At 39.1% G+C, this 14,818-nt stretch carries 7 protein-coding genes and 3 pseudogenes; 7 read left to right on the top strand and 3 right to left on the bottom strand.

The features are described from left to right. Positions 1-395: 395 nt before the first annotated feature. Together V7K46_RS08355 and V7K46_RS08360 are read right to left on the bottom strand one after the other, a co-directional pair. Positions 396-498 (bottom strand): annotated as a pseudogene (locus V7K46_RS08355) (IS5/IS1182 family transposase); the annotation flags it as partial. Positions 499-847: 349 nt separating this feature from the next. Continuing rightward, positions 848-1,435: a helix-turn-helix domain-containing protein gene (locus tag V7K46_RS08360; protein ID WP_335112084.1), complete on the bottom strand. Its 588-nt coding sequence runs from the start codon at positions 1,433-1,435 to the stop codon at positions 848-850. 259 nt (positions 1,436-1,694) lie between these two features. Between V7K46_RS08360 and V7K46_RS08365 the strand changes: the two genes are divergently transcribed. From V7K46_RS08365 to V7K46_RS08390, 7 genes and pseudogenes are all read left to right on the top strand, one after another. After that, positions 1,695-3,353, top strand: coding sequence for a hypothetical protein (locus V7K46_RS08365; protein ID WP_335112085.1), 1,659 nt, complete (start codon positions 1,695-1,697; stop codon positions 3,351-3,353). Positions 3,354-3,375: 22 nt separating this feature from the next. Further along, complete coding sequence (locus tag V7K46_RS08370; protein WP_335112086.1) at positions 3,376-8,073, top strand: response regulator; 4,698 nt, start codon at positions 3,376-3,378, stop codon at positions 8,071-8,073. A gap of 268 nt (positions 8,074-8,341) precedes the next feature. Beyond that, positions 8,342-8,989 (top strand): hypothetical protein, encoded by a 648-nt coding sequence (locus V7K46_RS08375; RefSeq protein ID WP_335112087.1) that lies wholly within the window; start codon positions 8,342-8,344, stop codon positions 8,987-8,989. A gap of 123 nt (positions 8,990-9,112) precedes the next feature. Further along, entirely contained in the window at positions 9,113-11,308 is a 2,196-nt protein-coding gene (locus tag V7K46_RS08380) for a BON domain-containing protein (protein ID WP_335112088.1), read from the top strand. Between the two features lie 58 nt (positions 11,309-11,366). Further along, a complete protein-coding gene (locus tag V7K46_RS08385; protein ID WP_335112089.1) occupies positions 11,367-11,879 on the top strand; it encodes a Rab family GTPase in 513 nt (170 codons plus the stop codon). A 355-nt stretch (positions 11,880-12,234) separates the two neighbouring features. Further along, positions 12,235-12,660 (top strand): annotated as a pseudogene (locus tag V7K46_RS31975) (PAS domain-containing protein); the annotation flags it as partial. Positions 12,661-12,672: 12 nt separating this feature from the next. Continuing rightward, positions 12,673-14,352, top strand: a pseudogene (locus tag V7K46_RS08390) (ATP-binding protein); the annotation flags it as partial. Here V7K46_RS08390 and V7K46_RS08395 read toward each other — a convergent pair. After that, positions 14,329-14,790, bottom strand: coding sequence for an ATP-binding protein (locus tag V7K46_RS08395; RefSeq protein WP_335112090.1), 462 nt, complete (start codon positions 14,788-14,790; stop codon positions 14,329-14,331). The pseudogene V7K46_RS08390 and the gene V7K46_RS08395 overlap by 24 nt on opposite strands. Positions 14,791-14,818: the final 28 nt, after the last annotated feature.

The following is a 14,818-nucleotide window of genomic DNA, read 5'->3' on the forward strand; positions in this document are numbered from 1 at the left end:
GAATATAATGAAGTGGATTTTTCATTTTGGTAGACGGTCAAAATCCCGTTCTACCATTTTTTTGACACCTAGTTAATATTCCGGACGTGTCTATTTGTTTCAAGTTTTCTTTGGTGTTTAACATTGTCGTTTTCCTTTTCTAGATTGGTGTTGATGTGGAATTAGTGATGTCTTCTCTAAATCCATTTGAATTCTCTAAAATTAAATCTATAAAGTCAATATTTTAAAAGTGATTTTATACGCATAAATAAAGGATTTATGCTTTTATTATTAAAATTTTTTAAAATAAAAGTTACAAATATTTTTGACTAGCCGCTCAAGACGATTTAGGCGAAGGTTAATTTTGTTTTTAACTAGGGCAAATAACTTTCTGGCTTCTGCTCTTTTAAATTCATAAGCCGAAGTAACTACAACAATAAAAACCAATCCAAGAGTGTCAACAAGTAAATGTTGTTTACGTCTCTTAACCAGCTTATCCGAATCAAAACCAATAGATTGGGATACCATTGTTCCGTTCTCTTACTCTGGGATAAGAGATGATAACAGTTCTTATTGCTCATTTGTAGATCTGTTGGGTATGATTTAGACATGGCTCTAGTAACACTGTCACATTTTTATCTATTGACAGAATATTGTTACTTGAGCTTTTTTTTACTTTCCAAACATCCTTTTAGCGTAGGCGTAGCCTCTCGTGGAGAAGCCCGCCGTAGGCATCGCAATACCTGCTCAGTTGATCACGTCTTTTATCTAGCAAGCTTTTTACCTTTTTCTAACCGTCGAACTCACGTCACTTTAAGCATTTATGCAAGAAGTCTATTATTTTCATCTTGAAAATTTAACGGCATAATTAATTACTAGTCTTAATAAAATTCAGCGACAATAGGAAATCAAACTCTGAAGATGAGTGTAAATCGCCAATAGTAATGCCGGAATCTTTAGTGCTATGAGTTTTTTTCTTAGCAGTTTTGCTGACCTGTCGAGTGGAAAGCCCCATCTCCTTAAGCAAGCGGTTAATGTGGCAACTACTAACCTTAATCCCCAATTCTTTTGCTAAATGCTTGCTTAACCATTGTGCTGTCCAGCGTTCAAATGGATAGTCATAATCACGGGGGCTATGACTTGCTAATTCTTTTAAGCGACCTAAATACTGCTGATTCACAGTTTTAGGTCGTCCAATCAAGGAATCGCTCCATTTGTGAGCCTGTTTTGAAGAAGCGATCGCAATCCAGAAGCGTGCAGTCTCTTGAGAACATCCCAAAGCTTTACAGATTTGAGCCTGAGTTTGACCTGCATCGAAGAGCAGCATAATTTCAATGCGACGGCGGTATTCTGCCCGTAAGTCGGTTTCTAAGCTTTTCAGTAGATATTTGCGCTGAAAAGGTGTTAAGCAAAGACCTAGATTTTCCACAGCGATTCCTCCTGGTAGAACTTGCACTCTTTGGAAGTTCGTTTAGCTTCTTTGCGAACCTCTGCTCACTTATCCGAATCAAAAGTCCATGAATTCCACAACTAGTTATAAAACTTCATAATTATCGGATGAATGGTCAGAAGTTAGAGGTCGTTTGAAAAGTCTAAAAGTATACTAAAAAACCCCACTTCCATTCTTCTCCCCGAAAGGTCGAGAGGCTTTGAAACCCCCATTCCCTTGTAGGGATTGGCAAAACAGAGGTAGGGATTAGGTTTGGGAGCTTTTGGTGTTAGCAATAATACCTTTCAAACATCATCTCAGGGCAGTCCTGTGTTTACTAATCATTCCTCGGTTCAGTAACGTCTTTTCTCTTTGCCATGTGTTAGCAGGCATATATTCTGGGCATCATAATCCCAAGCCGGATACATCAGCTAGCAGCCATAAAACTCTTTGGCAGCAAGTTTTCCATTTACAACTACAGTATCGATTTATGGCAGATAGTTTTAGACGTTATCTCTTTGTTTGTCAATATAGTTTATACACTGAGTTGATTTTGGGATGCCTACAGATTCAATTAGGAGTAATCTGTAGCGTAGGTATTTTGACATTATCAGAAGCTAAGTTACAAGCTGCCCAAGCACATCAGACCTGGAAATCACTTTCAGAATTGACAGAGCGAGTCACTATAGTGAATCCTTCTTCAGCAGAGCAATACTCAGAACTTGGAATTCACAGAGAAGTCAGAGCGGCAGATTGGGCTGATAGCACAACCTCTTCTCTACAAGGGATTGCATCAACTAGTCCGCGTACCCCTACTCAAAAGCCAGCTAGTAAGAGCGATCGCACCAGAGCATCTGGCTTTGCTAAGGACGAACTGAACTTCGGTCATTTACAATTTTCGATACCGCTCCCCTATAGATTAGAGCCAACACCTATTTTGATGGCAGCACCCGAAAACTTTAATCCTTCACTGCGATTACCACCAGCGCTACCCGAACCACCGCAGAATTCTAGTCCACCAACAACTTCCACCAAACCAGAAACGCCGGATGCAGTTTTGGAAAGTATTGATACGGACTATCGCTATGACACAGACAACTTTGGCCAAACCAATTTTTTCCTCGAACCAACGGTTAAATTTCGATTGAGTAATGGCAATAGAATATTTTTCAAGACAGGTTTTAACTTCTTTAAGCAACACGGTGTTGAATCAGTAACCAATTTTCCCTTACAAGTTGGATGGCAAGGAAAAATTGGGCAAGTGACTCTACAAACAGCAGCCGGAGTCGATGTGTTCAATCGTTTACCCACAGCTATCAATCTCAATGCTAAGGTAGAGGCTCCCATTTCGCCGCCGCGAGTTTCGTCATCAGGTCGATTGCTATCGGCTGTAATACTATCAGGTAATTTAGAACAAGGACCTTATAAATCCAATGCCCGAACTTTAGACAATCAAATTACTGCTTGGCGATTTGGACCTGATTTATACTGGCAGATTGACCGTAATACCAGCTTATTTTCGTCATTGCGTTTGGGTAGTTACAACGATGGTAATTTCGAGGTGCAGTCATTTAGTAGATTAGAGCGCAAGTTTGGACAATTTTCTTTGGCGGCTAACTTATTCACTTGGAGTTATGATCGCGATTTAGAACGCACAAGTGGCTATTTTTCTCCACCAGATTTCCTAGTTTATAACGGTGAGGTGGCTTGGGAAGGAGATATTGCTAATTTCTTACGCTGTCGCTTCGCTGCCAATTTAGGACGACAACGACTTAAAGGAGAATTTGATAACGCTAATACTTATCAAACGCGCTGTACAGTAAAGGTTTCACCGAATATAGAGCTAGACCTCGGCTATAGCTTTAGTAATGTCCGAAATCAAGAAACTGGGGGAAGTGCCTATAGTGGTAATTCCTTGATAGGACAATTGCGGGTCAAATTTTAGGAGTCATTCATAAGGCTTAAGAATGAAAGCACCATTACCTGATAACGAAACACAGCGAATCGAATCTCTTTTGGAGTATAAAATCCTCGATACTCATTCGGAAGCTGCCTTTGACGACCTCACCCGTTTAGCCTCATATATTTGTGGAACTCCCATTGCCTTAATCAGTTTAGTTGATACTAATCGCCAATGGTTCAAGTCAAAAGTTGGTTTGGATGCCTTAGAAACACCGCGAGATGTATCATTCTGCGCCCATGCTATTATGCAACCGGAAGTTTTTGTTGTGCCTGATGCAACAGAAGACGAAAGGTTTGCGACAAACCCGCTAGTCACCTCTGACCCGAATGTTCAGTTTTATGCTGGTGTACCACTGATTAACGCTGAAGGATATGCACTAGGAACACTTTGTGTAATTGACCATCTACCAAGAGAACTCTCTCCAGAACAAGTTGAAGCATTACGAATTATAGGTAGCCAGGTAATCAAGCAACTAGAAATGCGGCGCAACTTAGCAGGTTTGATGTTGGCGAGTGACACACGCAAACAGGCACAAAAGGGACGTAAACAATTTTTTAAAAGAGTAGCGGGAGGATTTGGGTTAGCATCAGCAATTTTAGTTTTGATTGGCGTGATTTCTTATCAAAATACACGTATATTAATTAATACAAAAAATCAAGTGCAAACAACCCAGGAGAAAATCAATAAACTGGAAGAATTACTGTCCGATATGAAGGATGCTGAGACTGGACAACGCGGTTATGTCCTTACTGGACAAGAAACTTATCTGGAACCTTATCAAGCAGTAGTTGGAAACATCGATCAAAAAATTGCAGAACTGAAGGATTTAATCGTAGATCAACCTAGCCAACAAAAGCAGTTTGCAACCCTTGAATCTCTGATAGCTGCAAAACTTGCCATACTTAAGAAGACTATATACCTGCGTCAAAATCAGGGATTCGACGCAGCGTTGCAGTTAATTCAGACAAATCAGGGAAAATATCTCATGGATAATATCCGCAAGGTCATACATGAGATAGAGAATGAGGATAAAAGGTTGCTCCAACAGCAGTCACAAGCTGCAAAAGCCAGTGCTAACAAGACGCTTTTGACACTTGCGATCGCTATTTTTCTAAGTTTTGTCATTTTGGGTATAGTTTACTACTTAATTTCTCGTGAGGTAAAAGAGCGTAAATTAACAGAGGAAACACTGAACCAAGAACGCAACTTTATCTCAGCAGTCCTTGATACAGCCAGCGCTTTGGTAATAGTTATTGACACACAAGGGGAAATCGTTCGCTTCAATCAAGCTTGTGAACAAACAACTGGTTACTCATTTGATGAGGTAAGAGGAAGGCTTTTTTGGAACCTGTTTTTACTTCCTGAACAGGTAGGGCTGGTTAAAACAATTTTTGAACAGTTGCGATCTGGTGAAGGACCCAAAGAGTACGAAAGCTATTGGGTAACTAAGGATGGCAGTCGGCGGCTTATTGCCTGGGCTAACACTACCTTGCAAGACTATGAGGGTCATGTTGAATACATTGTTGCTACAGGTATTGACATCAGCGATGTCTCCGAGGAGCTGCGCTTACGCAAACGAACTGAACAGCATCTTAAAGCAGAGTATGCTACAACCCGCGTTTTAACAGAGTCAACTACAATCAACGAAGCTATGCCCCAAATTCTGCAAGGAATCTGCGAAAGTTTGGGATGGGATTTAAGTGAATTTTGGATGGTAGATCAACGAGCAAATCTACTGTCATTACTAAATTCATGGTATAAAATATCATCGAAGATGCAAGAATTTGACATCCTAAGTCGGCAGATCACGTTTGCACCAGGAATTGGGCTGCCTGGTCGTGTCTGGGCTAGTGTTGAACCTGTTTGGATCGCTGATGTGATTAAAGAGCAGAATTTCATGCGTTCTCAAATCGCTGTTGAAGTAGAACTGCACGGAGCTTTCGGTTTTCCAATCCGTAGTGGTAAAGAAATCATCGGTGTCATTACCTGCTTTAGCCATGAGATCCAACAACATGACCCTGATTTGGCAACAGTAATGAATTCGATTGGTGAGCAAGTAGGGCAGTTTATTGAGCGCAAGCAGTCAGAAGAACAACTTCAACGCCAAAACTTGCGATCGCAATTATTTACTGAAATCACCCTCAAGATTCGTCAGTCTTTGCAAATCAAAGAAATTCTCCAAATCACTGTTACGGAGGTACAGAAAATTATCCATAGCGATCGAGTTTTGATTTATCAACCTTTGGCAGATGGATCTGAAACCACTGTAGTTGAGGCAGTACTTTCTGGGTGGCTGGCAATTAAAGAGAAAAAGCTCACTGATGCTTACTTTCAAGCGGAATATACACAGCAGTACTATCTACAGCAGTATCGTCAAAAACGGGATATCGAGCTTGCTGAATTGGATATAGCTGAAGTCCAAAAAAGCCAGATGGAATTACTGCAAGAATTTGGGGTCAAGTCCAATTTGGTCATACCCATTCTTGTCAAAGAAGAACTCTGCGGTTTGCTGATTGTCCATCAGTGTAGCAGTTCCCGCCAATGGTCTAGCTTTGAAACTCATCTTTTACGGCAAATAGCTGACCAAGTAGGTATTGCCTTAGCCCAAGCCCAAATGTTAAACGCAGAAACTCAACAGCGACGAGAACTCGAAATTGCCCGTCAGCAAGCTGAATTAGCTTCTCAAACCAAAAGTGCCTTTTTGGCCAATATGAGCCATGAAATTCGGACTCCGATGAATGCTGTGTTAGGTATGACAGGCTTAATGTTAGAAACTCCCCTCAATTCAGAGCAACGAGATTTTATTGAAACAATTCGCATTAGTGGAGACGCTCTTTTAAGCCTGATCAACGAAATTTTGGATCTGTCCAAACTTGAGGCTGGGGAAATGGCACTGGAAACTCTAGATTTTAACTTATCTAGCTGTGTGGAAGAGGTGTTGGAATTATTGGCTCCCCCAGCCCATAAAAAGGGATTAGAAATAGCAGCGTTGATCTATCCCAACGTTCCTACTCACCTCCAAGGCGATGCTGGCCGCCTACGGCAAATTCTGATGAACCTGATCAGTAATGCGATCAAGTTCACCAGCAATGGAGAGGTAATATTACGAGCAGAATTGCGATCGCAAACCTCTACTACAGCCACCATTTATTTTGCCATCATAGATACTGGTCTTGGCATTACCTCTGAAGACCAATCCAAACTCTTTATGCCATTTACCCAAGTAGATGCTTCCACTACCCGTAAATATGGTGGCACAGGTTTGGGATTAGCCATCTGTAAGCAACTGGTAAGCTTGATGGGAGGAGAAATTGGCGTAGAAAGTCAGTTGGGAAAAGGATCTAAGTTTTGGTTTGAAGTAACTCTTGCCAAGCAACTTTACCCTATTTCCTCAGAAGGCAGTGGCTTCGCCAACGCCAACGGCGAACGCGAACTTTTGCTCAATCGGCGCTTGTTGGTGGTGGATGATAATGCTACTAATCGCAAAATTATCCACCATCAAGCTACCCGTTGGGGAATGCTGGTGGATCAAGCTGCTTCGGCTACTACTGCCCTCCAAGCTATTCAGGAAGCCGCCAAGCAAAAAAATCTCTATGACATAGCTGTGGTTGATATGCAGATGCCAGAAATAGATGGGATGACCTTGGGAGAGCAAATTAAGGCAAATTCAGCGATCGCTGGGCTACCTTTAATTATGCTTACCTCTACTAATCAAAGGGATGAAATCCAACGAGCGCTAAAAATAGGATTTGCGGCTTATTTGGTCAAACCTGTTAAGCCGTCCCGACTCCTCGATACCATCATGACTATCTTAGGAACTCAGATGGAACAAGAGGAATCAGAAGTCAGAAGTCAGGAGTTAAAACTTAAAAATCACGAAAACAACAGCAACTATCATTCTCCTGGCTCGCCCAAACTTAGAATTCTCTTAGCTGAAGATAATCTGGTGAATCAGAAAGTTGCCTTGAAGCAACTCCAAAGCCTGGGGTACAGTGCTGATGTCGCTGGTAATGGGAAAGAAGTTTTGCAATTATTGAAAAACATTCCTTACGATTTAATTCTAATGGATTGCCAAATGCCAGTTCTGGACGGTTTTGAAACCACAAAAGAAATTCATCGTTGGCAAGAAAGCAGCTTTGCCAGCAGTCGTCGTCCTGTAGTAGTTGCGATGACAGCTAATGCCATGAAAGAAGATCAACAAATGTGTCTAGATGCCGGAATGGATGACTATCTGAGCAAACCAGTAACGAAACAAAAATTGGCGGCGGCGCTACAGCATTGGGGAAGTGTAATATTCAAGGCAAAAGAAATAGCTGCCACAGAGCAGATTTCTACTACAGATGTCAGTTTAGTTAACCTCCCAATTGATTGGGAACGTTTACATCAACTCTCGGAAAATAATCTAGAATTTGAATTGGAACTACTGCAAATATTTGTTGAAGATATTCAACCTCGTCTAGAGGTAATAAGAATAGCGATCACTGCTCATGACTTTGGTCAAATAGCGCGAGAAGCTCATCAAATTAAAGGTGCTAGTGCTAATGTTGGAGCAACAACTATGCATCTAGCAGCAGAAAAACTAGAACAACTAGCTTACAACCAAGAGCGTCGAGGTACTACTAACTTTATCTCAGAGTTAGAAGAGTTTGTTGAACGCATCCAAAAATTTTTGAAATGTCAAGATAATAACGCAGAAATCTAAAAAAAATAATATTTATTAATCAACAAAAAGTGACAACTTTTTAGGAGTAAGCATGAATAATATCTATTTTCCATTTTTCATTACCCATTTCATATTTTGAATGATAGAAGTTGCAAATAACTGGGAATAATAACTTTGATGTACTAAAAGTAGGTTCGGTGAGTTAACTGCATCTTAGGCTGAGAATTTTTAGCCTAAATATCAGTTAAATGCATCACCTCTTATCCCCAATTAATTCCCGAAAAGTGAGGTTTTCCTAATGAGTCAGATGAATAAAGACGATGTACGAGAACGACTTGGCAATATCGATCAGATCCGCGATATTATTTTGGGAACACAGCTAAGAGAGTACGAAAATCGATTTAACAAGCTGGAGTCAGATATCTCTCTCCTGCAACAACAGATGCGATCGCATGTCGATCAACTCAAGTCAAATTTTTCGGCTGAACTAAAAACAGGGTTTGAGGTGGTGGAGAAAAAGCTGAAGTCACTCAACTTGACAACTCAAGAAGAAACTCTTGACTTACGGCAACAAGTTGATAGACTCAATAAAAAGTTCTCTAACAGTGTTCAGTCTCTTGATGACACATTAGATAGCCAAACTACCGCGATTCGAGATGAAATCTTTCATACTAAAGTCCAATTACAAGATGATGTTACAGCGTTACGGGATCTGATTTTAGAAGAAATAGATCGACGCTTCTCACAGTTGACAGACACTAAGGTTTCTAAAGACGATATGGCTGAAACTTTGTTTGCTTTGGGAATGCGTCTGAAAGAAACTGAATTCATTCCTAAATTGCGAGAAGCAGCGGATGAAAGCAGCAACGATTATACTCCTGTACCGCTTCTAGAAACTGCAAACTTATCAAAAGTGTTAACTCACTCGAACAGTACCGCAGAATTACATTCGTAATCAAGTCAGAAGGCAAGGATAAATGAAGGGAATGAGGGAAATAATTCTTCACTCCTAACTCTTGTACAGACGCGATTAATCGCGTCTCCTAACTCAGCCCTTTTAAAGACAAGACTTAATGATATGACTCAGGTGGAAAACTCGATTTCTCAATCTTTTGAATTAAAACCAGAGAAAGCTGTACAGCTTGATAATTTATTGGATTTACTTGTCGAACTAAAAATTATCGAATCACCTGAGCAATCTTTTTCTTTATTACCATCAGAAACTGATAATAGTCATGAGTATATTACAGAAGAAATTGAATTACTGCAACTTCCTCCAGTACCGTTAGAAGTATGTGAAGCTTACTTAGAGTCAGCTTGGAATTTTCCTGAAAATATATGTAATCCATCACAAACTAGTCAAGAAGAATTAGAAAAATCTATTGAAGTTTTTGCAAATTTTGAGGAAACGTTAGACAACTCAGAGGATGCATTGCAAAAATTACGGGAGATATTGGTCGGATATGAATTAACAAAAATTAATAATATCGTAGCAAAATTTGAACAAAAGTTTAAAAAAATAGAGGATCAAGTTTATGACCCTAAAGAGCTAATAAATCTACTATTACCGTGTATTTCTGAGCTTTTAAGGCTAAAGATTAGAGAGTCAAAAGAGGAAATTGTAGAGATAATTGCTCCGATTATCGATCAGGCTATTCACAGTCGCACTGAACAAGATAAAGTTAGCATGAGTGGGGCGATCGCTCCTACTATTCCCCTAGCTATTTCCCAGCAGATTATTGTTGCTCCAGAGGAAGTTTCAGATGCGATCGCTCCTGCAATCGGACGAGCTATTAAAAAGCAAATTGAAATTGAACAGAATATTGTTGTGGATGCACTCTACCCAATTATTGGTAGTACCATATCTAAATATATGGCAGAGACAATCCGTGCCATTAATCGGCAAGTCGAAGAAACCCTCAGCGTTGAAGGAATAAAACGTAAAATTCGTGCCAAACTACAGGGAGTTTCTGAAGCAGAATTAATTTTTAAACAAGCTCTACCATTTACAATTCAAGCCATTTTCTTGATTCATAAAGCATCTGGTTTAATTATTTCAGATATTCAGCGCTCTGATGCACAGCAGCTAGAGGCTGAAATGGTAGCAGGAATGTTGACAGCAATTCGCAGCTTTGCCAATGATTGTATCAATCATTCTGGAAATGTGACAGAATTAGACGCAATTGAATATGGGACATCTAAAATAATTTTAGAAGTTGCAGGATACTGTTATTTAGCGCTTGTTATACAAGGAGAGCCAAGCAAAAATTTTATTTTGGAAATGCGGCAAATCTTTAGCAAAATTGTTCAAACACATGGTGATTTAATTGAAAAGTTTGATGGTGAATCAGATACAATTCCTAATGAAGTTCATACACTTTTAGAAAAACTTAAAAATACAGATATTCAACATAAAAAGGAAAAAAAGTTATCGCCACTACTGATATTAGGTTTAACAATTATCAGTACTATTTTCATTCCATGGGGCTTTTGGCAACACTATAGTGGAGTGATCCATTCTATTGAAAATCAAACTTCCTTGGCTCTAACTTCTGCTCCAGAACTAGCTGTATATCGGATCACAGTGCAGGTAGAACACAATAAATTAAAATTAACAGGACGATTACCTAATCAACTTCTTCGCCAGAAAGCCGAGCAAATTGTCAAAGTAACCTCCCCTAATTGGTTGATTGACAATCAAATTTTATTAGTAGAAGTACCAGCAGACCCTGTATTAGCTGCTGCTGAAGTCAAACGAATCACAGCAGTTTTAAATCAGACTGACGGTATAGCAATTTCTGCTCAATACATTGCTGGTAAAGTAGCTGTCGAAGGTACTGTCAATCGAATTGCAGATGCTCAGATTATTGCTCATGCATTTGAACAAATTCCAGGCGTAAAATTTGTATCTAGCGCCGTGCGAGTCCAATCCCCACAGATTGAAGTTCGATTTTACTTTCAACCTGACTCAGCGAGTTTGATGAGAGCGAATTTAGGGTACAAGGTTCAACAGGTAAAGTTTTTCCTTAATCAGCACCCAAATCAGCATTTAAAAATCATTGGTTATAGTTATGACCATACTGGTAAGAACACATCTCAAAAATTGGCACTTATGCGAGCAAAGGCTGTACAACAAGCACTGATTAAATTAGGTATTGAGCCATCTCGTCTACAGATAATTGGTAAGACAAATTTACCACCAGGAATTGATGTAACTCACCCCTTATGGTTAAGCCGCTGTGTAGTTCTAGAACTGATAAACAAGCAACTTTAAGTTGAAATAGCTCTAATTCATATAAAATACTACCTACTTTTCCTCAACTATGTCTACAATGTCTAAAAAAATCTGCTTGTTTGGTGATTTTGGTGTTGGTAAAACTAGTCTAATTCGCCAATTTGTCGAGTGTCAATTTAGTGATGAATATCTTTCAACTGTAGGAGTAAAAATTTCTCGCAAATCGGTTGATGTTTCTAAAAAAGACCTGTATAATAAGCAAAATTTACAGCTTATAATTTGGGATATTGAAGGTAGTAATAAGTTTAAGGCAGTTGCTCAAAACTATTTTCAAGGTTCTAAAGGTGCTGTGATAGTTGGTGATGTCACACAACCAGAAACGCTCAATCATCTCCAGGAGCATATTCAAAATTTTTTAGCTGTTAATCCTAAAAGCTATATTGTTGTTGCACTGAACAAATCAGATATGATTGCAGCCGAGTATTTAGAAAAAATGCGCCAAATGTATCAATTTGAGCAAAGTAATGTATTAGATACCTATCTGACTTCAGCTAAAACTGGCAAGAATGTTGATGAAATATTTAAAACTTTAGCCACTCGTTTAATTTAGAAAAATGAACTCATCGTTGATAAAATTATTATCTATATGTCATATTGAATATTTGATAATTGATGAAAATTTTAAAATTCTGGAGAAATCTTTGGAATTAAATCATTTTGCTGACATTCCTGATGAAGTGAAGCAAGGTGAGGATATTAGGATTGTGTTTCCAGAATTAGAGGGACTTGAAGATGTTTTTGATGCGATTCGACAGGGTGAGCAAGATAATTTTGAATTAAAGGGAATTATGCGCTCACAAGATATAGTTTCTCCTTTATATATTGATATTCGTATTACTAAGAATATACAAGAAGATCATTATAGTAATTCACTAATCATTCTTGTGGAAAACGCGACAGAAAGGATGGTTCTTGAGCAATCTTTGTTTCAAGGTGCGAATGAAGCAAATCTTTTGTTACGTAACTTAAAGGCTTCTAAACAATATATTGAGCAAATTGTGACATCAATAGCAGATGCCTTGGTGGTGACAACGCTATCAGGAAAGATAAAAAAAATAAATCTTGCTGCACAAATTTTATTGGAATATGACGAAGTAGAACTACTAGGTCAATCTATTACAAAAGTTATTAAAGAAATCAATAGTTCTCCGTTGATAATTAGGGATATTGAAAGTATTTTTGGACTACAAAATCAAAATATAAATCCTTTAGAAAAAGAGGTTGAAACTGTTTGTTATACAAAAAGTGGTAAAACAATTCCAGTAGCTTTTTCATACTCAATAGTGAAGACAGAAATTGAACATTTTCAAGGTTATGTTTACATTTTGCGAGATATGACTGAACGGAAGCAGGCAGAACTTGCTAAACAGGGATTTTTAGCAATGATTAGCCATGAAGTTCGGACTCCGATCGCATCAGTAACTGGTATGGCTAGTTTGTTACTAGATAGTGGATTGACTGCCGAACAGCAAGACTTTGTTGAAACCATTTATACCAGTGGAAATTCCTTACTCAAAATTATTAACGATTTCCTTGACTTCTCCAAAATACAATCGGGGAACTTTGAACTAGAAGAGGAACCTTTTTGTTTGCGAAATTGCATTAATGAGGTTCTTTATTTACTTGCACCTAAAGCTAGAGAAAAAGGTTTAAAACTCACATTTTTAGATACTCCTAAAGTTCCTACTAGGATTGTGGGTGATATCACCCGACTGCGCCAAATCTTGATTAATTTACTTAGTAATGCTATTAAATTTACTGGAACTGGAAGTATAGAAGTTTCAGTTATAACCCGCAAAAATAGCAATATTAATCATTCTCCTGCAAATACTGATGAGATTCAGTTTAGTGTTAAAGATACAGGCATCGGAATTCCACGCGATCGCGTTGAACGTTTATTTAAAGCCTTCAGTCAAGTTAACTCCTCCATTACTCGACAGTATGGTGGTACTGGGTTAGGTCTTGCCATTTGTAAGCAACTGTGCGAGTTAATGGGTGGCAGAATTTGGGTTGAAAGTGAGCTTGGTGCAGGTAGTACATTTTACTTTACGATTGCCGCTTCTATTATTCCAGAGGAGCCGGAGAATCAGGAGTTAGCAGGAGCCACTATAGTCTTCTCCCAACTCGAAGGAGCGTCTCATAGAGGGAGAGTGCTAGACACAGAGAATCCATCCACTACGTTCTCTGTGTCCCCGCGTCCCTGTGTTTCTGTGTCTTCTTCCCAGCCTCCTGACTTCTCCAAACTGAGAATTCTCTTAACTGAGGATAATCTGGTGAATCAGAAAATAGCCTTGAAGCAACTAAAAAGCCTGGGCTACAGTGCTGATGTGGCTGGTAATGGGAAAGAAGCGTTGCAGCTATTAGAAAAAATTCCTTACGATTTGATTCTGATGGATTGCCAAATGCCAGTTCTGGACGGTTTGGAAACCACAAAAGAAATTCATAGTTGGCAAGAAAGCAGCTTTGCCAGTGGTCGTCGTCCTGTGGTAATTGCGATGACAGCTAATGCGATGAAAGAAGACAAACAAATGTGTCTAGATGCCGGAATGGACGACTATCTGAGCAAGCCGGTAATGAAAGAAAATTTAGCGGCGACACTAGAGCATTGGGCAAGTATGATATTCAAGGTAAAAGAAATGGATGCCGTGGAACAGACAGTTTCTACAACAGATGTCGGTTCAGTTGACCTCCCAATTGATTGGGAACGCTTGCATCAACTCTCAGAAAATAACCCAGAATTTGAATTGGAACTACTGCAATTATTTGTTGAAGATATTCAACCTCGTCTTGAGATAATTAAAATAGCGATCGCTACTGATAATTTTGAGCAACTAGCGCGAGAAATCCATCAAATTAAAGGTGCTAGCGCCAATGTTGGAGCTACAACTATGCATTTAGCAGTAGAAAAGCTAGAACAACTAGCTTATAACCAAGAGCGTCGAGGTACTACTAACATAATCTCAGAGTTAGAAGAATTTGTTAAAGGCATCCAAGAATTTTTAATCAGGACTCCTAACTCCTAACTCCTGACTGCCGTTGCAACTTTGGTAATATTTACTAATAAATAAACAGTAACGGTTATCTCCTGTCGGCTCATAACTCAATTTGTCGGCAATGGCGGACATGATTTTTAAACCACGGCCACGCTCTTGCTCATTCTCCTCAAATTCACATATTTGCCGCAATTGCTGCTCTAAGTCAAAGGGTTCACCTTGAGACCAGATGCGAATTTCTATGTATTCATCTAATCGGATAGCTTCCATCTCAATAAGAGTTTCAATAGGTAAATTTTTGTGGGCATGTTCAACAATGTTAGTAAAGCCTTCTATCATCAGTGTTTGACATTGCCACCAAATTTGTTTATCAGGAATAGGTGGTAGATTCATCTGCTCGAACCAAAACAGCACTTGAGGCGACTCTGTCAGGTCTGTGTTTACTTTTAGAGAAATTTTGTTTTTCACTTTTTAACCAATAAAATATTTTAAAATC

It is taken from the genome of Nostoc sp. (assembly GCF_036917395.1).
GTDB lineage: Bacteria > Cyanobacteriota > Cyanobacteriia > Cyanobacteriales > Nostocaceae > Nostoc.

What these genes read in the sequence shown, in the direction of transcription:
- V7K46_RS08370 (WP_335112086.1), top strand. Translation starts at nt 3,376, where the DNA reads ATGAAAGCACCATTACCTGATAACGAAACACAGCGAATCGAATCTCTT.
- V7K46_RS08375 (WP_335112087.1), top strand. Translation starts at nt 8,342, where the DNA reads ATGAATAAAGACGATGTACGAGAACGACTTGGCAATATCGATCAGATC.
- V7K46_RS08380 (WP_335112088.1), top strand. Translation starts at nt 9,113, where the DNA reads ATGACTCAGGTGGAAAACTCGATTTCTCAATCTTTTGAATTAAAACCA.
- V7K46_RS08385 (WP_335112089.1), top strand. Translation starts at nt 11,367, where the DNA reads ATGTCTAAAAAAATCTGCTTGTTTGGTGATTTTGGTGTTGGTAAAACT.